The 19,394-nt window shown below is 63.3% G+C and carries 22 protein-coding genes; 10 read left to right on the top strand and 12 right to left on the bottom strand.

Annotation, left to right across the window (positions count from 1 at the left end):
• Positions 1-2 precede the first annotated feature (2 nt).
• From EJ066_RS00445 to EJ066_RS00430, 4 genes are all read left to right on the top strand, one after another.
• Positions 3-818 carry a lytic transglycosylase domain-containing protein gene (locus tag EJ066_RS00445; protein WP_126034310.1) on the top strand — a complete coding sequence of 272 codons (816 nt, stop codon included), beginning with the start codon at positions 3-5 and terminating at the stop codon, positions 816-818.
• Positions 811-1,299 carry a GNAT family N-acetyltransferase gene (locus tag EJ066_RS00440; protein WP_126043699.1) on the top strand — a complete coding sequence of 163 codons (489 nt, stop codon included), beginning with the start codon at positions 811-813 and terminating at the stop codon, positions 1,297-1,299. Before EJ066_RS00445 ends, EJ066_RS00440 begins: the two co-directional genes overlap by 8 nt.
• A gap of 129 nt (positions 1,300-1,428) precedes the next feature.
• Positions 1,429-2,172 (top strand): DUF899 family protein, encoded by a 744-nt coding sequence (locus EJ066_RS00435; RefSeq protein ID WP_126043698.1) that lies wholly within the window; start codon positions 1,429-1,431, stop codon positions 2,170-2,172.
• Positions 2,173-2,267: 95 nt separating this feature from the next.
• Entirely contained in the window at positions 2,268-2,810 is a 543-nt protein-coding gene (locus EJ066_RS00430; protein WP_126034309.1) for a DUF4142 domain-containing protein, read from the top strand.
• A 32-nt stretch (positions 2,811-2,842) separates the two neighbouring features.
• Here EJ066_RS00430 and EJ066_RS00425 read toward each other — a convergent pair whose 3' ends face one another.
• Complete coding sequence (locus tag EJ066_RS00425) at positions 2,843-3,163, bottom strand: DUF1476 domain-containing protein (RefSeq protein ID WP_126034308.1); 321 nt, start codon at positions 3,161-3,163, stop codon at positions 2,843-2,845.
• A 628-nt stretch (positions 3,164-3,791) separates the two neighbouring features.
• Here EJ066_RS00425 and EJ066_RS00420 point away from each other — a divergent pair.
• Together EJ066_RS00420 and EJ066_RS00415 are read left to right on the top strand one after the other, a co-directional pair.
• On the top strand, positions 3,792-4,181 hold the full coding sequence (locus EJ066_RS00420; RefSeq protein ID WP_126034307.1) for a DUF6152 family protein: 390 nt from the start codon (positions 3,792-3,794) through the stop codon (positions 4,179-4,181).
• Positions 4,182-4,649 (top strand): DUF6644 family protein, encoded by a 468-nt coding sequence (locus tag EJ066_RS00415; RefSeq protein WP_126034306.1) that lies wholly within the window; start codon positions 4,182-4,184, stop codon positions 4,647-4,649.
• Between the two features lie 357 nt (positions 4,650-5,006).
• Here EJ066_RS00415 and EJ066_RS00410 read toward each other — a convergent pair whose 3' ends face one another.
• The 5 genes from EJ066_RS00410 to EJ066_RS00390 all read right to left on the bottom strand — a co-directional run bounded on the left by EJ066_RS00410 (position 5,007) and on the right by EJ066_RS00390 (position 11,391).
• On the bottom strand, positions 5,007-5,315 hold the full coding sequence (locus tag EJ066_RS00410) for a hypothetical protein (RefSeq protein WP_126034305.1): 309 nt from the start codon (positions 5,313-5,315) through the stop codon (positions 5,007-5,009).
• Positions 5,312-6,106, bottom strand: coding sequence for a hypothetical protein (locus EJ066_RS00405; RefSeq protein WP_126034304.1), 795 nt, complete (start codon positions 6,104-6,106; stop codon positions 5,312-5,314). The genes EJ066_RS00410 and EJ066_RS00405 overlap by 4 nt, the downstream gene beginning before the upstream one ends.
• 53 nt (positions 6,107-6,159) lie before the next feature.
• Positions 6,160-6,705: an HD domain-containing protein gene (locus tag EJ066_RS00400; RefSeq protein ID WP_126034303.1), complete on the bottom strand. Its 546-nt coding sequence runs from the start codon at positions 6,703-6,705 to the stop codon at positions 6,160-6,162.
• A 120-nt stretch (positions 6,706-6,825) separates the two neighbouring features.
• Positions 6,826-10,323, bottom strand: a complete 3,498-nt coding sequence (carB, locus tag EJ066_RS00395; RefSeq protein WP_126034302.1) for a carbamoyl-phosphate synthase large subunit — start codon at positions 10,321-10,323, stop codon at positions 6,826-6,828.
• Between the two features lie 204 nt (positions 10,324-10,527).
• Complete coding sequence (locus EJ066_RS00390) at positions 10,528-11,391, bottom strand: SH3 domain-containing protein (protein WP_348629280.1); 864 nt, start codon at positions 11,389-11,391, stop codon at positions 10,528-10,530.
• Positions 11,392-11,803: 412 nt separating this feature from the next.
• Here EJ066_RS00390 and EJ066_RS00385 point away from each other — a divergent pair, with 412 nt between their 5' ends.
• Entirely contained in the window at positions 11,804-12,034 is a 231-nt protein-coding gene (locus EJ066_RS00385) for a hypothetical protein (protein ID WP_126034301.1), read from the top strand.
• On the opposite strand, the gene EJ066_RS00380 is transcribed toward EJ066_RS00385, so the two are convergent.
• Together EJ066_RS00380 and EJ066_RS00375 are read right to left on the bottom strand one after the other, a co-directional pair.
• Positions 12,001-12,759, bottom strand: a complete 759-nt coding sequence (locus EJ066_RS00380; protein WP_126034300.1) for a metallophosphoesterase family protein — start codon at positions 12,757-12,759, stop codon at positions 12,001-12,003. The genes EJ066_RS00385 and EJ066_RS00380 overlap by 34 nt on opposite strands.
• 59 nt (positions 12,760-12,818) lie before the next feature.
• A complete protein-coding gene (locus EJ066_RS00375; RefSeq protein WP_126034299.1) occupies positions 12,819-13,175 on the bottom strand; it encodes a helix-turn-helix transcriptional regulator in 357 nt (118 codons plus the stop codon).
• 193 nt (positions 13,176-13,368) lie between these two features.
• Between EJ066_RS00375 and EJ066_RS00370 the strand changes: the two genes are divergently transcribed.
• Positions 13,369-14,547 (top strand): MFS transporter, encoded by a 1,179-nt coding sequence (locus EJ066_RS00370; RefSeq protein WP_126034298.1) that lies wholly within the window; start codon positions 13,369-13,371, stop codon positions 14,545-14,547.
• A gap of 29 nt (positions 14,548-14,576) precedes the next feature.
• Here EJ066_RS00370 and EJ066_RS00365 read toward each other — a convergent pair whose 3' ends face one another.
• Positions 14,577-15,035, bottom strand: coding sequence for a MarR family winged helix-turn-helix transcriptional regulator (locus tag EJ066_RS00365; protein ID WP_126034297.1), 459 nt, complete (start codon positions 15,033-15,035; stop codon positions 14,577-14,579).
• Positions 15,036-15,250: 215 nt separating this feature from the next.
• On the opposite strand from EJ066_RS00365, the gene EJ066_RS00360 reads away from it, so the two are divergent.
• Entirely contained in the window at positions 15,251-16,045 is a 795-nt protein-coding gene (locus tag EJ066_RS00360; RefSeq protein ID WP_126034296.1) for an SDR family oxidoreductase, read from the top strand.
• 22 nt (positions 16,046-16,067) lie between these two features.
• On the opposite strand, the gene EJ066_RS00355 is transcribed toward EJ066_RS00360, so the two are convergent.
• Positions 16,068-16,667 (bottom strand): LysE family translocator, encoded by a 600-nt coding sequence (locus tag EJ066_RS00355; protein WP_126034295.1) that lies wholly within the window; start codon positions 16,665-16,667, stop codon positions 16,068-16,070.
• A gap of 97 nt (positions 16,668-16,764) precedes the next feature.
• Between EJ066_RS00355 and EJ066_RS00350 the strand changes: the two genes are divergently transcribed.
• Entirely contained in the window at positions 16,765-17,634 is an 870-nt protein-coding gene (locus EJ066_RS00350) for a LysR substrate-binding domain-containing protein (protein WP_126043696.1), read from the top strand.
• Between the two features lie 64 nt (positions 17,635-17,698).
• Here EJ066_RS00350 and EJ066_RS00345 read toward each other — a convergent pair whose 3' ends face one another.
• Both EJ066_RS00345 and EJ066_RS00340 read right to left on the bottom strand, forming a co-directional pair.
• The gene (locus EJ066_RS00345) at positions 17,699-18,352 is read right to left on the bottom strand and encodes a dihydrofolate reductase family protein (protein WP_126034294.1); all 654 of its coding nucleotides are present in this window, start codon (positions 18,350-18,352) and stop codon (positions 17,699-17,701) included.
• 147 nt (positions 18,353-18,499) lie between these two features.
• Positions 18,500-19,342 carry a protein-L-isoaspartate O-methyltransferase gene (locus tag EJ066_RS00340; RefSeq protein WP_189644499.1) on the bottom strand — a complete coding sequence of 281 codons (843 nt, stop codon included), beginning with the start codon at positions 19,340-19,342 and terminating at the stop codon, positions 18,500-18,502.
• Positions 19,343-19,394 lie beyond the last annotated feature (52 nt).

The raw sequence follows: 19,394 nt of genomic DNA, 5'->3' as shown, positions 1-19,394 counted from the left end.
GCTTGCCAGCAAAAATCATCTTTCCCGCGATCGGCGTGATGCTCGCTGCGGCCGGTCTCAGCGGCTGCACTTCGACCTCGCAGACGAAGGCCGTGCCTTCCCTGACCGAAACCGCCGCAGCGGACGCTGATGCCGGTTTTACGCTGGCGCTGCCCGACACGGTTTCGGTGCTGCCGGAAACGTCCGGCGTCGCGCCTGTCCAGACGTCGGCGCTGCCAGCCGACCCCGCCGCGACACCTGCCCAGCCGGCCGCCTTCGCCGGCCCGACCCCGCTGGCTGCACCTGCAGCCATGACGGCCGCTGTCGCCATGCCGGCCACCGGTGAGACAGGCAAGACGATGCCCGGCGTTCAGCAGGTCGCCTATGCCGTGCCTCAGAAACCGTCCGCCCTGCTTTCGACCAGCCCTGCCAGGGAGTATTCGACGGGGCCGCGCGGTGAGATCGAGCGGCTGATCGCCAAATATGCCGCCCTCTATGAGGTGCCGGTCGATCTGGTGCGCCGTGTCGTCAGCCGCGAAAGCACCTTCAATCCCAAGGCCTACAATCGCGGCCATTGGGGGTTGATGCAGATCAAGCATGCGACGGCGCGCGGCATGGGCTATGACGGGCCGGCGAGCGGGCTGTTCGACGCCGAGACCAATCTGAAATATGCGGTGAAATATCTGCGCGGCGCCTGGCTGGTGGCCGGCGGCAACGCCAAGCGCGCCGACCGGCTCTACCAGAGCGGCTATTATTACGACGCCAAGCGCAAAGGCATGCTGGAAGAAACCGGCCTTGGCCGCGACCGCGCCCGGCGTCGCCTGCAGCCCGATGCCTGAGCCGCGCCCGCCGGCGCCAAACGATATCAGGCTGCGCAAGATCCTCAACGATACGCTTGCCCCGCCGCGCTGGCCGGAAGGCTTCGTCATGCGCGGCTTCGAGGCCACCGACGCGCTTGCCTTGCATGCGCTGCTGACCGCCGTGTTCGACGATGGCGCCGACGGGCCGTTCGACGAATGGTGGCCGCGCGTTTCAAGCGACGCGGAATTCGACCCTGCCTTGTGTTTCCTGGTTATCGACGGCAAGGGGCGGCTTGCGGGCGCGGCGCTGTGCTGGACGAGGGCGTTCGTCAAGGACCTCGCCGTCCACCCCGATGCGCGCGGCCGAGGCATCGCCGAAGCGCTGATGTGGCACGTCTTCGCCGCCTTTCGCGCACGCGGTGCCGCGCATGTCGATCTCAAAACCAACACGGTGGAGAACGCCGCCGCCGTCAGGCTCTACGAGCGGCTGGGGATGTTCGAAGTCGACTGGGCGGGGTGAGGAGCAGCGCTAACCTGAAGCGATTGCTCCTCGCCTGCGCAAAATGTCGGAACCCTCCTTCACCATACGTCCTTGAGAGGTAAGGCGCGTTGCCGCGCGCCGCCAAAAGCACGGATGATGGAGATGACGATGATCACCTTTCCCAACGAATCCGCTGAATACCGAACCGCCCGCGAAACCCTCTTGCAAAAGGAGATCGAGCTGCGCCGCGCCATGGAGGATGTGGCCGTCGCCCGCCGCGCGCTGCCGCCCGGCGGGCTGGTGCCTGAGGATTATGTGTTCGACGGTTTCGACGCCGACGGCAAGCCGGCCCGCATAAAACTGTCGGAGCTGTTTTCGCCTGGCAAGGACACGCTGATCGTCTACTCGATGATGTTTCCGCGCCATCCGCAGGAGACGCGCGACGTGGCGACGAGCGGCGGCACGGCCAAGCTCGCGCGGGCCGATCAGCCATGCCCGTCCTGCACGGCGCTGCTCGACCAGTTCGACGGCGCCATCGGCCATCTCGAGGCCGCCGGCTTCAACTTCGCCGTGGTGGGCAAGACCGCGCTCGAAAACCTGATCACGCTCGGCCGCGACCGCGGCTGGAAGAACATGCGGCTGGTCTCCTCGGCCGGCAACAGCTTCAAGCGCGACTACCACGCCGAGGCCGAGGACGGCGCGCAGCTTCCGGTTCTGTCGGTGTTCCATCGCGATACCGAGGGCATCCGCCATTTCTGGAGCTCCGAGCTCGGTTTCGCGCCGTCCGAGCCCGGCCAGGACCCGCGCGCTGTCGGCACCTGCGAGATCCTGTGGAACCTGATGGATTTTACCCCGGAGGGCCGGCCGGACTGGGACGAGCAGCTGCAATATGCCGGCGCCTGCTGCCATTGAGGCCCTGCCTCTCCCACAAGGGGGAAGGCAGGCGCGCAACTTCGCCGCCTGTGTCGCGTTGGAGACTCCGAGGATCACAAACTCGGAGATTTCCCGTGAAAACGCATCTCACCATCGCCATGGCCGCTCTGTTTGCCGGCGCGCCGGCGGCCTTCGCCCAATCCGCCGACATACCTGCTGTCGAGGAAACCAAGGTCGATACCGAGACCTTCTCCAAGACAGCCGCCAGCGCCAACCGGTTCGAGATTGAAGGCAGCAGGCTGGCCGAACAAAAGAAGGTCGCCGCCGATGTGAAGGAGTTCGCCGCGCTGATGGTCAAGGACCACACCAAGGCTGCCGAGGATCTCAAGGCAGCGCTCGAACGGAGCCAGACCACGGCCTCGGTGACGCCGAGCGGCCCGGCTCTGGAGCCGAAGGACCAGGCGATGCTCGACCAGCTCAAGACCCTCGACGGCGACGAATTCCAGGCGAAATACATCCTCCTGCAAACCGAGGCGCACAAGCAGGCATTGGCGCTGTTTTCCACCTACGCGCAGTCGGGCGGAGACCCGGCGCTGAAGGAATTCGCCAAGAAGACGCTGCCGACGCTGCGGATGCACGAAAAGCACCTAAAGAAGCTGGCGTCCGCCCACAGTTAGGCTGGAGAGCGAGTGTTCAGACCGAGCGCTGGTCAGCTCGTTTTGATCTGCTCGACCGCGGTCGCCAGCAGGTCGGCCATGGCGCCGCGAATCTGATGATCCGACTGGGCCACGCCGGCCGCGTCGAAATCGGCGCGCACCTTGCGGAACACATCGTCGTCGCCTGCCTCTTCGAAGTCCGCGCGCACCACCTCCTTGGCATAGGCATCGGCGTCCTCACCGGTCTTGCCGAGCTTTTCAGCCGCCCACAGGCCGAGCAGCTTGTTGCGGCGCGCCATGGCCTTGAACTTCGTTTCCTCGTCCATCGCAAACTTCTTCTCGAAGCCTTCCTGACGGTCTCTCATACTGCTCATGCTTTGCCTCGTTCAGGTGTTGGGTCTCCGACCCGGTGGACTGGAAGAGCGGGGGGCCGAACATGGCGTGCATATACGTCATAAGCAAGACCGGACCGTTCATGCCGCAGGGCAATCGCGCGAGGCTTGCGCTGCTCCTCATCGCCCTGCCTTCCAACGCTGGCGGATTAGCGACATCCGATCTCCCCCTTGCGGGAGGTGTGGAGTGGTCCGCGCAGCGGATGGCTTTCCGAACGACGAATGTCCGGCAGGACAGAGGGGCTGGGTGCTGTCCCTCCAACTTCTCAAGGCCTGGGTTCCTCGCCCCCGCGAGGCGGGGGAGAGGTGGCCGCGAAGCGGCCGGAGAGGGGGCCTTCGTAGGGCGCAGCCCCCTCTCCGTCTCGGCTTCGCCGATCCACCTCTCCCCCACTTTCGTGGGGGCGAGGAACCCAAGCTGGAATGAGGCCGCTGCCCTGGCGGACGTTCGTCGTTCGGAAAGCCAAGCAATTGGCTTTTCCGTCCGTCGCGCGGACCACTCCTCTCCTCCGCAAGGGGAGATCGGCAGCTTCGCCGACGGCCTTCGCACCGATGTGATTTGACGTTGCCACGCCGTGACCTACTCTCGAATGACGGGATGAGGAGACGAGTGATGCAGTCACCTTTCAACGAGATTCGGAGCGTCACGCTGGCAGCGGCGGCGATGCTTGCCGCCGGCACCGCGGCCTACGCGCATCACGGCTGGTCGTGGACCCAGGACGGGTTTTTCGAACTCCGGGGCAAGATCACGGCCATCTATATCGGCAATCCGCACGCCACGCTGGATGTCGACGCGGAGGGCGAGGTCTGGCGGGTGGAGATGGCGCCGCCATCGCGCACCATCGCCGCCGGCTTCACGGAAGAGGTCGCCAAGGTCGGCGACGAGGTGACCGCGATCGGCAACCGCTCGCTCTACGAGAAGGAAAAGCGCATGAAGGCGGTGCGCATCATCGTCGGCGGCAAGACCTACGATGTCTATCCCGACCGCGTGCCGCCGGCCTGAATGGACGGGCTGCTGGCCGGCATCGAGCAACTCGCTCTCGTCAAGGGGCTGAAGGCCTCCTTCGTCGCCTACCCCATCGTCAACGCGCTGCACATCATGTCGATCGGCGCGCTGCTGACCAGCGTCTGGCTCATGGACCTCAGGATTTTGGGCGCCTTCCGCTCGCTGCCGCAGGCGGCGTTCGTCGCGCTGTTGCGCCGCACAGCATTCGTCGCGTTCACCGGCGCGCTTGTCACGGGGGCGCTGCTGTTTTCGGTCAGGGCGAGCGAGTATGCGGCGATGCCGATTTTCCTCGCCAAGATGACACTCATCCTTCTCGCCGGCGTTAACTTCCTTGTGTTTATGCGGTTGTGCCGCGCGAGGGGTGGTGAGGAGCCGGCTGGTGGAGCCGCAACGATGTTGGCGGGGCTTTCGCTGGTGTTGTGGATGTCGGTGCTGTTCGCCGGGCGGTTTATTGGTTTTCTCTGACCGCCGCGAGCGCTGGCCGGTCGCGCTTCTGCAATGCCAACTATTTTCGACGAACCAACCGGCACACAGCTTCGTGCCGGTGGTGTCGTGGCCGATGAGTTCGATATCGATATCGATATCGAGATCGAGTGAGTAGCGGAGGTGCGAGGGGTAGAGCGGTCTCCAATCGTTCGATGAATTAAATTTTTTCCAGCTCACTAAGCAGTTTTTTTGCTTTCTGCACCCTCTCTTGTGTCGATTTATCTTCCTTTCTTTTAATTGTCTCTTTCCATGGATCATTTTCAAATCCATTTTTGGACAGGAAATCTGCAGTTGCAGCCAATTCTATCGATATCGAATCATATTTCGAAAGGATCTCTAGTATAGACTTTCTTTTATCGTCTTTTTTTCTTCTTCGGGTTTTAAATTTGACGTAAATACGGCGTATTTGGCTCCGTCCTTCGTTGATCTCCACTCTAGATTTAGATAGCCGAGGGCCTTTGCATCATCCATTCCTATGGAAACTTCGTCACTGTATGGCCCATAGTAATGGTACTCAAAAATGAATTCATTCCCTACGCCAAACTCCTCTAGAAAGTAGGCTGACTTTTGTAGTCGTGTTTTTCCAACGATTGAGCCGCCATTCAACGAAACAATTTTTGCGACATAAGAGGCGATGTCACTCATTTTCCCATCCTCCGAATAAGTTCTTCTATCTTTGCCTTTGCTTTTTCATCGCGCACGTATACGCGATAGATCGATTTTTCTTGGAGTGCCCTTACAACATCCGAGCGGTCGCTAAGGTCGTCAGGTCTCGATCCGTCTGCTCGCATGATATGGATTTTAGAAAGCGCATCGGGAGAGCCATAACCTCGCCGTTTGTAGGGATTTCGCGATGGTTGATCTTCGAAAATTTCAACCTCGTCGAAATCGCCATTCTCTTTCGCCTTAGTCAGTTCAGCGCGAAAGTGAGCAACCGCATTGGCGTCGCCGCGACCTTCAAAATGGTCAGAAATGTCGAGGGCCTTGTACAATTTTCTGGAGAGCAATCGCTGGGAGAGTTCGCTTAAAATGGCATCCTTCGACTCTGCCATGACGGAAAGGCTACCCCACACGACGAAATCGTCGGCCTTCAGGTATGAACTAAGGTCGCGATTCTGAACGAAAGTCAGTATCGGATTTCCTTCACTCAACGCAGTCAACGGGGCGTTTCCTTCAGCGCACAGTGTTCCAACCCTACGTAGGACAGCCGACAGAATTTTCTCGGCTGAGCGGGTCGCTTTGTGGAAATATACAGCAAAATAGAGATGGAACAAACCAAGAACATACGATTCTGCAGCTTGAAATGCCTTATGCCCTAAAACCAGGCTATCGACCGTCGAATATGTCTCATCGTCAATGGCAAGCGGGATCGATCCAACCTCTAAGTTGGCCAGTATCCACGAATAATCAAAGCCTCCATGCTTGGCGCCCGTCATCAGTCGGTCACGACGGACGTAATCCAGCCTGTCCGCATCAAATTGACTTGAAACTACTGCGGCGTAGATGTCACCAGGTGTATCAGCGATTTTAGGAGCTTCGACACGGCCTCTTGAAAGTCAGCGCTGCGGGATCTGAGAGCATTGCCGACCTCAGTGTCTCCTAGGACAATATCGGAGGTCCATTGCTCGTGCTTCTTAAGCTTCGGGGGGACTTTTTCTCCTTTGCGCCTGGCATTGTCCTTGTTTAGAAGCTTTATTGCCTCTTCGAATGCATGGCTGAACGGACCATGCCCTAAGTCGTGGACTAATGAAGCAGCTAAGGCGATTTCAGCCTTCTCCTGTTCAAATTTTTCGCCAATCCTATCTGAGATTAATGTCACTAGTTCGCGCGCAGTGTGAAATACTCCAATACTGTGAGCGAAGCGCGTATGCGTTGCGCCTGGATAGACAAGCTCCGAAAAACCAAGCTGCTTTACACGCCGGAGTCGTTGAAATTCTTTTGTGTCGATCAAGCTCCAAAGAAATTGATCAAATTCGTCTGTACCGAATTCAATGAGATCGTGTAGGGGGTCTCGAATTCGTTGAGTTTTGGACATAGTGGAGCGAATCACCCGAGGGCATTTCGGCGAAGCATAACAAAGACGCGGAGAAAGTTAAAATTTATAAATATTTACTTTCATGGCCATGGGGATGGCGGGGAATTAGTCTGATCCGCGTCAGGCAAAATACTCCTGCAGCGGCCGCACTTCCAAACTCCCCGCCCGCAGCGCAGCAATCGCCTCGGCCACGGCAGCCGCGCCGGACAGCGTCGTGTAGTACGGCACTTTCTGCATCAGCGTTGCGCGGCGCAGCGATTTTGAGTCCGACACCGCCTTCTGGCCATCAGTCGTGTTGAAGACGATCTGAACCTGGCGGTTGCGGATGGCGTCCTCGATGTGCGGGCGGCCTTCCAGCACCTTGTTTATTTTCTCGGCGACGACGCCGTTTTCGGCGAGGAAGCGGGCGGTGCCTGACGTGGCCATTACCTTGAAACCCTGGCCGGCTAGGCGCTTGACCGCCGGCAGTATGCCCTTCTTGTCCTCGTCGCGCACCGAGACGAACAGCGTGCCCGCGCGGGGGAGATCTACACCCGCCCCTAACTGGCTCTTGGCGAAGGCCAGCGCGAAGTCGCGGTCGAGGCCCATGACCTCGCCGGTCGAGCGCATTTCGGGGCCGAGCAATATGTCGACGCCAGGGAAGCGGGCGAAGGGGAACACCGCTTCCTTGACCGCGATGTGGCCGGGATTTCTGGGGTCGGGCATGGCACCGTAATGGGCGAAGGCATTTTCCAGTTCCTCGCCGGCCATGATGCGGGCGGCTATTTTTGCAATGGGACGGCCGATGGTCTTGGCGACGAAGGGCACGGTGCGCGACGCCCGCGGGTTGACCTCCAGCACATAGACGGTGCCGTCCTTGATCGCGTATTGCACGTTCATAAGGCCGCCGACATTGAGCGCGCGGGCAAGTGCGGCCGTCTGGCGCTCCAGCTCGTCGACAAGCTCCGAGGGCAGCGAATGCACCGGCAGCGAGCAGGCGCTGTCGCCGGAATGAATGCCGGCCTCCTCGATATGCTCAAGAATGCCGGAGACGAAGGTCGACTTGCCGTCGCACAGGCAATCGACATCGACCTCTATGGCGCCCGAGAGATAGGTGTCGAACAGCAGCGGGTTCTTGCCCAAGAGCGTGTTGATCTGGCCCGTTTTGTCGTTGGGGTATTTCTGCTTGATGTCCTCCGGCACCAGGCCGGGCACGGTGTCGAGCAGGTAGGTCTGCAGCATGCTTTCGTCGTGGATGATCTGCATGGCGCGGCCGCCGAGCACATAGGAGGGGCGTACCACCAGCGGGAAGCCGAGCTCGCCGGCGACAAGGCGGGCCTGCTCGACCGAATAGGCGATGCCGTTCTTCGGCTGGCTGAGGCCGAGTTTGTGCAGCAGCTTCTGGAAGCGGTCGCGGTCCTCGGCGAGATCGATCATGTCGGGCGAGGTGCCGAGGATCGGGATGCCGGCCTTCTCCAGCGCGTCCGCCAGCTTCAGCGGCGTCTGGCCGCCGAACTGGACGATGACGCCGACCAGCTCGCCCGACGCCTGTTCGGCCCGCAGGATCTCCAGCACGTCCTCCGGCGTCAGCGGCTCGAAATAGAGCCGGTCCGAGGTGTCGTAGTCGGTCGAGACGGTCTCCGGATTGCAGTTGACCATGATCGCCTCGAAGCCGGCGTCGCGCAACGCAAACGCCGCGTGGCAGCAGCAATAGTCGAACTCGATGCCCTGGCCGATGCGGTTCGGGCCGCCGCCGAGGATGACGACCTTTTTTCGCGCTGACACCTGCGCCTCGTTGGCGAGCGCGCCGGCGAAGGGCGTCTCATAGGTCGAGTACATGTAGGCGGTGGGCGAGGCGAACTCGGCGGCGCAGGTGTCGATGCGCTTGTAAACCGGATGAACGTCGAGCGTTCGCCGAATTTTCTCGATCTCCTCCACGTCCTTCCTGACCAGGGATGCGAGGCGGGCATCGGAAAAACCCATCGCCTTCAGCATGCGCAGATTGGCGGCGTCCTCGGGGATGCCGTGCTCGCGGATGCGGTCTTCCATGGCCAGAATGCCGGCGATCTGCTCGAGGAACCACGGGTCGATCTTGCACATGGCGTGCACGTCTTCGAGCGAGGTGCCCATGCGGATCGCCTGCGCCACCATGCGCAGCCGGTCGGGCGTCGGCGTGCCAAGGGCGGCGCGGATGGCGTTGCGGTCGTCGGCATGATCGGCCGCACCGTGCGCGATGCCGGGGATCTCGATCTCGTCCAGACCGGTCAGGCCGGTTTCCAGCCCACGCAGCGCCTTCTGCAGCGATTCCTGGAAAGTGCGGCCGATGGCCATGACCTCGCCGACCGACTTCATCGCGGTGGTCAGCACCGGCTCAGCGCCGGGGAATTTCTCGAAGGCAAAGCGCGGGATTTTGGTCACGACATAGTCGATGCTCGGCTCGAACGAGGCCGGTGTCGCGCCACCGGTGATGTCGTTCTCCAGTTCGTCCAGCGTGTAGCCGACGGCGAGTTTCGCGGCTATCTTGGCGATGGGGAAACCGGTCGCCTTGGAGGCCAGCGCGGAGGAGCGCGAGACGCGCGGGTTCATCTCGATCACCACGAGCCTTCCGTCGGCCGGGTTGACGGCGAACTGCACGTTGGAGCCGCCGGTCTCGACGCCGATCTCGCGCAGCACCGCGATCGAGGCGTTGCGCATCATCTGGTATTCCCTGTCGGTCAGCGTCAGGGCCGGGGCGACGGTGATCGAGTCGCCGGTGTGCACGCCCATCGGGTCGATGTTCTCGATCGAGCAGATGATGATGCAATTGTCGGCCTTGTCTCGAACGACCTCCATCTCGTACTCCTTCCAGCCGAGTACGCTTTCCTCGATCAGCACTTCGGTGGTCGGCGAGGCGTCGAGGCCGGACTGAACGATGTCGTAGAATTCGGCGCGATTGTAGGCGATGCCGCCGCCGGTGCCGCCCATGGTGAAGGACGGGCGGATGATGGCGGGCAGGCCGACATGGTCGAGCGCTTGTGCGGCGATCGCCATGGCGTGGCTGATATAGCGCTGCTTGCGGTCGCCTTCGCCGAGGTTCCAGCGCGTTTCCAACGCATCGAGCGCGGCGTCGAGATTGGCGGGCTTCTCGGCTTTCAGCGCGGCGCGCTCGGCCTCATGCGTCTTGCGGTCGGCGTTCTTGACGTCGGTGGCGTTGGCCAGCATCGACTTCGGCGTTTCCAGCCCGATCCTGCTCATCGCCTCGCGAAACAGCGCGCGGTCCTCGGCCTTGTCGATGGCCGTGGCGTCGGCGCCGATCATCTCGACATCGTAACGGTCGAGCACGCCCATGCGGCGCAGCGACAGAGCGGTGTTGAGCGCGGTCTGGCCGCCCATGGTCGGCAGCAGCGCGTCCGGCCGCTCCTTGGCGATGATCTTGGCCACCACTTCGGGCGTGATCGGCTCGATATAGGTGGCGTCGGCTAGCTCCGGGTCGGTCATGATGGTGGCCGGGTTGGAATTGACCAGGATGACGCGAAAGCCCTCTTCCTTGAGTGCCTTGCAGGCCTGGGTGCCGGAGTAGTCGAACTCGCAGGCCTGACCGATGACGATGGGGCCGGCCCCTATGATCAGGATCGACTTGATGTCGGTGCGTCTTGGCATATCGAGGTCCGTTCGGCGGGCGGCTTGCACGAAAAACCGGACGGGAAGACCCGGCCGGTTGTGCTCGCGATTCTGGTATCAGGCTAGGAGGGCCTTATAGGGAAGAGTTTTGCCCGATGTAACCCCCTAAAATGCAGGTTTGTGTGGGCTATTGCGAATGAGCGAACGAGCGTCTCATTCCTTCGCCAGCGTTCCGAAAGACGTCTAACCTCCGGCCGCCAAAGCATCTGTGATCTCGAAACGCTCGGAGACGCCGACGCGGATCATGTTCAGGCTGCCTTCGCGGGTAAAGCGGAACTCGCCCGGTGCATCGGAACTGGCCGGCAGGCCGGCGGCGAAGCTGATGACGCGCGTGCCGCCGTCGGGCCAGGTCACGGTCACCTCGGCCTTGTCGCCCGTGTGCACAACGCCTGCCTTGCAGCTGGTCATCGGTTGGCCGAGATAGCGCGCGCAAGGAATCTTGTTGCCGGCACCGGGGGCTGGCGTCCCTGGCGGCTGCAGCCGCGCGACGGCTTGTGCGTCTGCCGGAGGCGCCGCACTGGCAGCGCGATTCTGTACGGGCGCCTCCGCCGTCGCTATCTCCCCGGTCGACGGGTTTCCGCTGGCCGCGAGCGCCAGGCGGTAAGCATCCTCGATGGCGGCCCTGCCAATGGCCTCAGCCGCCGTCATCGTGGGTTCGGGACCGGTCGCGCCCAGGCGCGCCGTCAGGTCGGGCAGCGGCTGATCCACGGCTGCCGGGTTCGAGGCCTCGGCTGCAGGGGCAGCGCTTTCGCCGGTCGTCTCGGTATCCTCATCCGAAACGGCCGCCGGATTCTCGGGGTTCAGGTAGCGCGCGGGCGCCCATCCGGTCAGTTGCGGGTTGTCAATCTCTGCAACCTTGCACCAGCGGTAGCCGTTGACGTCGTTGCAGCCGAGATTGTTGACGCTCGTACCATTCGGCAGCCGGGCCATCACCTTGCCCATCGCCGATGCCGTGGCGCGGACATTCAGGAGATCGCCCGGAGCGAGGTCGGTCACGATCGAAACGACCTCCTCGGCCCTGGCCGGCAGCATCGCCGTCAGCAGCATGGCAATCAGCGCGTGCAGCGTCGTTCGGAGCGAAATTGTGCGCCTCATCACCTGGCCGTGGGCGATAGATTGCATTACCGAAGGGCGCGGCCGGGCACGGAAGCGCCACCGCATGCCAAGCCGGTTTATAAGGGACGACACGGCGCTAGGTAACCCCGAAAATGCGGCGCCGGCATGAAGGTGTTCCGCCGGGCATGAACAAGTTCAGCTCTCGCTCGCCGGACGGTATGAACGCATTCAGCCTGGCGGCATGAACGCATTCAGCCGAGCATGAGCTCGTGCCTCGCTCAGCCGGGCATGAACGCATTCCGCGTTCTGAGGCATGAGACGCGTTCCGCGTTCAGCGTGGGGTATGAACTCGCACCTCGTTCAGCCGGGCGGCATGAACTCGTACCTCGTTCAGCCGGGCGGCATGAACTCGTACCTCGTTCAGCCGGGCGGCATGAACTCGTACCTCGTTCAGCCGGGCGGCATGAGCTCGTACCTCGCTCAGCCGGGCGGCATGAGCTCGTACCTCGCTCAGCCGGGCGGCATGAGCTCGTACCTCGCTCAGCCGGGCGGCATGAGCTCGTACCTCGCTCAGCCGGGCGGCATGAGCTCGTACCTCGCTCAGCCGGGCATAAATCCGGTGCGCAGCGCGTAGGCCCATTCCGGCCGTCCCGCCTGTTCGGCCTGCCGTGCCGCCGTCTCGTGGTCGTAGTCGACGGCTATGGCCTCGAAGCGGTCGGGGCGGCCCGGTCCACCCAGTTCGACGATGCCGTAGCGTGCGTGCGGCGAGCCTTGCTCGGAAACATGTGCCGGCGGCGTTGGGTCGTCATAGGCAGGGCAGCCGATGCTGCCCGGATTGAAGATGACCGGGCCGTCGGGGATGCGGATCAGTTCGCCGCGGTGGCTGTGACCGCACAGCACGATGCGGCAAGCGGGGTCGAGCGCGGCCAGCCGCCGCTTGATGGCGGCAAGCGGTGCGCGCACCAGCCGGCCATCGGCCATCGTATCGGTCAGATATTTTTCGTCGTGGTCGGGTCGGGCGTGGAAGGCGGTGACACCCGGCGCGATCTCCAGCGTGAGAGGCAAGGCGAACAGCGCCTCGCGCTGCGCCGGCGTCAGCCGGTCGTACGCGTAGCGGTCCGAGGGCCACATCGCGTCGTCGAGCGGATCGCGGGCGACACGGCGGTCGTGATTGCCTCGCACCGTCGGCAGATCAAGCGCCTCAAGCCGCGCAAACGTCTCGCGCGGCCAGAGCGGGCCGGAGACGCAATCGCCGAGATTGACGACGAGGTCGGCGCCGCCGCGCTGCCGCAGATCGTCAAGCACGGCGTCCAGCGCCTGGATGTTGCCGTGGATATCGGCGAGGACGGCAACGCGCATGTGGGCAGCTCCGTAGGCAGGGCAGCGTTTCTCCCCCGCTTTGCGGGAGCGAGGAACCTTCAAGCGTGAGTTTTGATCTCGTGGGCACCGACCACGGGCAGCGCCGTATCATCGACGGCAGCGGCAATGACGCTGTCGAGCAGGCCTGGAAAGCGGGCGTCGAGATCGTCGCGGCGCAGCGTGATCAGCCGGCTGGTGCCGACCACTTCGGCGCGGGTGACGCCCGCCTCGCGCAATTTGGCCAGATGATAGCTCAGATTGGTCTTCGAGCCGAGATCGAGGAACTGGCTGCAATTCAGCGGCACGCCCTCCTTGCTGGCGAGGTAGCGCACGATGGCAAGCCGCGTCGGGTCGCCGAGCACGGCAAGCACGTTCGGCAGGCTGATCTGGTCGACGGTGGGATGGGGCAGGCTCATGCCCTGGAATTAAGCACAGCTTGGGCAGATTTCAACGCGTATCCTCCTTGGTGGGGCGTGGCGGTTTTTGACCTCATTCGGGCCTGTCCTGACACCGGGCTGTCAGCAGGCTTCGATTAATGTGCGTGAGCTCATTGACATCATGCGCTGTTATGTCCAATTGTTCAATAACTTTTGAACTAAGGACTTTGACATGGACAAGCGCCTCATCTGGCTTGCGCTCGGGTCATTCACGATCGCGACCGAAGGCTTCGTCATTTCAAGCCTGTTGCCCGACATCGCTGCTGATGCCGCCATCTCCGTTCCACTCGCCGGGACGCTGATCACCGCCTTTGCGCTCGCCTATGCGATCGGTGCGCCGATCCTGGCGACGCTCACCGGCGAATGGGACCGGCGGCGCGTCATCTTGTGGACGCTGGTGTTCTTCGTGCTGGGCAATCTGGCTGCGGCGCTGAGTTCCTCCTTCGAACTGCTGCTGATCGCGCGCATCGTCATGGCGCTGTCGTCCGGCCTGTTCGCGGCAACGGCGCAAGGGACGGCCGTGGCGCTTGTCGACGATCATCACCGCGCCCGCGCCATTGCCGTCGTCGTCGGCGGCACCACGGTGGCGGTGGCGGTCGGCGCGCCGCTCGGAGCGCTTGTTGCGACCGTCGCCGGCTGGCGCGGCACGTTCTTTGCCATCGCCGGGCTCGGCGCGCTGGCCGGCGCGATCCTGTGGTACCGGCTGCCGCGCGGCATTGTCGGCACCAGGCTGCCGCTCAGGCAACGGCTGGCCGCAAGCCTTCGCCCCGGTGTGCCATCGATCCTGCTGACCACGCTTTTGGCGCTCACCGGCGCCTTCACGGTCTTTGCCTTTATCGCGCCGCTGGCCATCGAAGGCGGGGGATTGAGCCCGATCGCGCTGCCCGGCATGCTGCTGGCGTTCGGTGTCGGCGCCGTCATCGGCAACATCGTCGGCGGGCAGGCCGCCGACCGCTTCGGCGCAACACGCACCGTCAGCTGGTCGCTGGCGCTGAGCGCGGTCATGCTGGTCACGTTTTCGCTGATCCCGACATTCCTGCCGCACAGCGTCGCCGGTCCGGCGCTGATGGCCATGATGGTGCCGTGGGGCATCGTCGGCTGGGCCTTCCCGCCGGCGCAGGCCAGCCGCATCATCAGGCTGGCGCCCGACGCAGCGCCCATCGTGCTGTCGCTCAACGCCTCGGCGCTCTATCTCGGCGTGGCGCTGGGCGCCGTCGTCGGGGGCGCGGTGCTGCGCTACGGCGCGCCGGCTGATCTCGGCCTGGTGGCGGCAGTGTTCCCGATCGCGGGTCTTGGCGTCGTGCTGGCAGGCCATCGGGCGGCCCGGGCGGTTGCCATGCCGGCCGAATAAAGTCTGGCTGCTGCCGGCCGCCTGAGATCTCAGGTCGCTGCCGGCGGCAGGTCAAAATCCAGCGCGGCGATGTCATCCAGCGCCGCGCGCAACCTCGCCGCCTGCTCCTTGCCGACCATGTCCTCGAAACGCTGCTGGGCGACGCGCCACAGCTTCATCGCTTCATCGAGCTTGACCAGGCCCTGCGGCGTCAGCCGCACGCGCTTGATGCGGCGGTCGTCCGGATCGGCGAAGGTCTCGACATAACCGTCGCGGATCAGCGGCTTCAGCGTATGGCCGAGTGCCGACAGGTCCATGATGAGGGCCGCGGCAATGGCGCCCATGGCCGGCTCGTCGCCGATATGGATCTGGTAGAGCAGGCCCTGCTGGGTGGCCTTCAGGCCCGAGGGAGCCAGCACATCGTCATAGAACTGGCCGAGCTTGCGCGTCGCGCGGCGCAGCATGGCGTTGTTGCAAACGGTCAGGCCGGGCAGGGTGTCTTTCGGCATCGTGTTTCCTTGGCGGCGGCATGATGTCCAGCCGCCGCACAAATAATCTTCGGTTCCATCATTGACAAGATAATGGCATATGCCTACTTCGCAAATAGTGGCATATACCACTAAATGAGATCGGATAGCTAGCCGGCGACGCCAGTGGCGATTGCTCATGGCACCGGCGCCCAGGTTGAAGCGAAGCAAATCAGTCAAGCAGAAGGAACAGGACAATGAGTGGACAAAGCAACAAAGGTACGGCGGTCGTCACCGGCGCCTCGTCGGGTATCGGCGCGGTCTATGCGGATCGGTTGGCGGGGCAAGGCTATGATCTCGTGCTGGTGGCGCGCCGCGCCGACCGGCTCGAGGAACTGGCGGAGACGTTGCGCTATGCCTATAGAAGCAAGGTCAGCGTCATCAGTGCCGACCTCGCCGACGACAACGATGTCCGCCTCGTCGAGCAGGCCATATCGTCCGACGAGAGCGTCACGCTGCTGGTCAACAATGCCGGCCTCGGCGGGGCGCAAGTGGTGGCGACAGCCGATGCCAACCTCGCCGAGCGTATGATCAAGGTCAATATCGTCGCCTTGACGCGGCTGACGCGCGCGGTGCTGCCGGGGCTGCTGTCGCGCAACCGCGGCGCCATCGTCAACATCGCCTCGGTGCTCGCCTTCGACACCTCGTTCGGCGGCATCTACAGCGGCACCAAGGCCTATGTCGTCAATTTCACCGAGGCCTTGCAGCGCGAAGTCGCCGGCACCGAGGTGAAGGCGCAGGTCGTGCTGCCGGGGGCTACCCGAACCGATTTCTGGGACGTTGCCGGAAGCGATATCGATAGCCTGCCGAAGGAGATCATCATGACGGCCGACGATCTGGTCGACGCCGCACTTGTTGGCCTGGCCAGGGGCGAAGCCGTTACCGCGCCGGCGCTTGCCGATGCGGCCAAGCTCGACACTTTCCTTGGCGCCCGGCAAGCCTTCTACGGCAGCCTGCACGCTGACAAACCGGCTGCGCGCTACGCGGCTTGAACCAAGGCGTGGCGGTTGGCGTCTACGCCGACCGCCACATCGGAATGATCGAGGCGGCGAGCAGCAGGCCAAGCACGGCGTTGAGCACGCGCCACTGCCGCTCGGTTCTCAGCAACCGGGCGAGCAGCGTGCCGGCCATGCACCATGCCGACAGCGACAGCGCGGCTGCCAGGCCGAAGACTGCGCCGAGCAAAAGGGCAAGCTGCAGCGGTCCGCTGGCGAGTGCTGCAAAAGATGCCGCCGCCCCCAGTCCCATCGCCCAACCCTTCGGGTTCATCCACTGCAGACCGACGCCACCGAGAAAGCTGTTCGGCTTGGTCATGGTCACGTCCAGATTGGGTGGGCCGCTGCGGCCGATCTTGAAGGCGAGCCAGATCAGGTAGAGCGATCCGGCGATCTTCATCGCCAGTTGCAAGGACGGGGCAGCCGCCAACAGGCCGGCGAGCCCGGCCGCACCTGCCGCGGCCACCGTGGCCAGGCCGGCCGCACTGCCGGCCATCAGCGGAACCGAGCGACGAAAGCCGAACTGTGCCCCGGACGCAGTCGACAAGGTCGTGGCCACGCCGGGCGTGGAGGTCGAGACCAGCGCAAACAGAACGAGCGGAAAGATGGTCTCAAACATGCTGTTTCCTCTGCTGGGAACCAGCATGCTAAGCATGGGCACGCATCAGTAAATACAATGTTTGTCATAGTCGATATTAGAGAACATAATGCAAATCATGATCCGCAATCTAGACACGGCCTTGGTCCGGACCTTCGTCACTGTCGCCGACAAGGCCAGCATGACGGCGGCGGCGAACGCGCTGCATCTGACGCAAGGTGCCGTCAGCCAGCAGATCAAGCGGCTGGAGGAGGTTCTTGGCTGCAGCCTGTTCGAGCGCGGCCGGCGCGGCCTGAGACTGACCCGTTCTGGGGAGCGACTGTTCGGCAAGGGCAAGCGCCTGCTCGCCCTGAATGACGAGATATGGGCCGAGATGGCAACCAGCGCTGTCGCGGGTGAGGTGCGGGTCGGCGTGCCGTATGATCTGGTTGGCACTACGCTTGCGCCGGTGCTGAAGACCTATGCCGAGACCTATCCGCAGATTGAGATTTCGCTGGTCTGCGACTCGTCGCCGGAGCTCGCGGCGGCATTGGCAGCTGGCACGATAGACCTTGCGGTAATCGAGGAACCGGTCGGTCCGTCTGCCGGCGAATGCCTCGCCATCGACCGGTTGGTCTGGGTCGGCGCCAAAGGCGGCATAGCCCGCTGCAAGCGGCCTTTGCCGGTTTCGATGGTGGCCGACACCTGCGCCTTCCGCCCAGCGGTGCTGGCGGCGCTCAACGAGCATGGGCTGGAATGGCGGACCGTGTTCGAGAACGGCAACCTCGACGCGACGACGGCGACGGTGCGTTCGGACCTGGCCGTCACCACCTGGCTGGCCTCCACCGTGCCGGCCGATCTCGATATTCTGTCCGCCGATCCGGAGCTTCCAGCCTTGCCGAATTTCTCGATCAATTTGCACCTGCCGAAGCATGGTGTCGGGCCGGCAGCGCGGGAATTTGCCACTTGCATCCGCGACGGGCTGGCGCGGCGGCAACAGGCGGCGTGATCGACAAAATTGCAAAGGGACGGCCGGTGCCCGGCCATCCCCTGTTAACACAGTGGCGCGGCGTCTACTTCCAGGTCCGGCGCCTCTCGATCTCGGCTTCGGACGGTTGTTCCTGGGCGAAGGAACCAATCTTGATCTCACCGGCGCGCTCATAAGTTGCCATGATGACGCCGGTAGTCGATGACTGCGAGCGGTTCAGCTTGAAGGCCGCCGGCATTGCGCCGCTGCCGAACAGCCGCTTGCCCTTGCCCAGCACCAGCGGGAAGATCAGCAAGCTGATCTCGTCGATCAGGTCGTTGGCGAGCAAGGTCTGGATCAACTCGCTCGACCCCTGGACGAGCAGGTCGGGCCCATCCTCCTGCTTGAGTTGGCGCAGCGCGGCCACGACATCGTCGCCCAGCGACTGGCTGTTTTGCCACGACAGCGTATCGGGCCGGTGCGTTGCCACATATTTGGTGGCGGCGTTGAAGCTGTCGGCGATAGGACCGCTCTTCTGGTACGGCCAATGGGCAGCGAAGATGTCGTAGGTCTTGCGACCGAGGAGCAGCGCGAAGGGTTCTGCGAAGGTCTCACCAATAAAAGCGCCCCCGATGTCGTCCCAGTAATGGAACGTCCAGCCACCGAATTCGAAGCCGCCGACCGGGTCTTCGTCCGGTCCGCCAGGCGCCTGCATGACGCCGTCGAGGCTGACGAATGTCGCAGTGATGATCTTCCTCATCGGATTCTCCTTTCTCATCATCCGTGCCGTTGGAGCCGGATTTCGGCCAAAGGACGCGTGGGCGGATGCCTGCCCGACAGGGACCGGAAAAAATTCCGCTCCAGCCGGCGGCGAGCGGCAAGCACGGGATGCCTCGCCTTGGCAACTTCATTGCAATCGCCTGTCGCCAACACTTTGCGACGAGAACCAGACGTCGCCGATGATCGCGGTGGCGGTGCGGTCCGGTGCCTTGTCGGCGGTCAGCCAGATCGAGCGGCTGCGTGCGGCCTTCTCGCGGTCGGGGATTTTCGCCGCGGGGCTTGCCAGCGAGGCGCCGATGCAAGGGATGAACCATGACCGCATGAACGGGTCGCAGGCAAATCCCTTAGCCGTGCGGGTCGCCATCACCGCGAGGCCGACGCGCTCGGCCGGACGCCACGGAAAGATCATGCGGCCACCGGGCTTCAGCGCCTTCAGCCATTCGGCCGGGGGTGCCGCGACGCCGGCATTGACATAGATGATGTCGGACGGTGGCAGGCCGCCGACCACCGCATCGCTTGGGATGACGCTCACATTGCCATAGGCTTTGAGGTTCTCTCTCGCGCGGTCGGCGAGACTGGGTTCCAGCTCAAAGGCGGTGACCGCGCCGCCCGGCGAAACCAGCTGTGCCAGCAGGGCAGTGTAGTAGCCGGTGCCGGCGCCGACATGGGTGACGGTCTCGCCGGGCTTCGGCGCCACCTTGCCGATCCACATGGCGTGCAGGAACGGCTCGCCATTGTTGATGCCCTTGTCGGCGTCGAGTGACACCAGCACGTTCTGATAAATGTGCACCGGGTTGGCGCTCGGCGTTTCGACCTTGCCGCCGTTGGCGACCACGGTCCACGGTCCGGGGCCGAGAAAGGCTTCGCGCGGCACCGCGGCGAACGCCTCTTCGAGGCGCGGATCGGCCGAGCCTGCATTGGCGGCCATCAGTCGCGCGTAGAATTTTCGGGCTTCGGCAATTCCGGTCATGATGCGAGAGAGGATAGCGCAATTCACTGAATTGTCGCGCTAGCCTCAAGCC

The sequence above is a fragment of the Mesorhizobium sp. M9A.F.Ca.ET.002.03.1.2 genome, assembly GCF_003952365.1.
In the GTDB taxonomy this organism is placed as follows: domain Bacteria; phylum Pseudomonadota; class Alphaproteobacteria; order Rhizobiales; family Rhizobiaceae; genus Mesorhizobium.
This window is presented reverse-complemented; position numbering and strand designations above follow the sequence as displayed.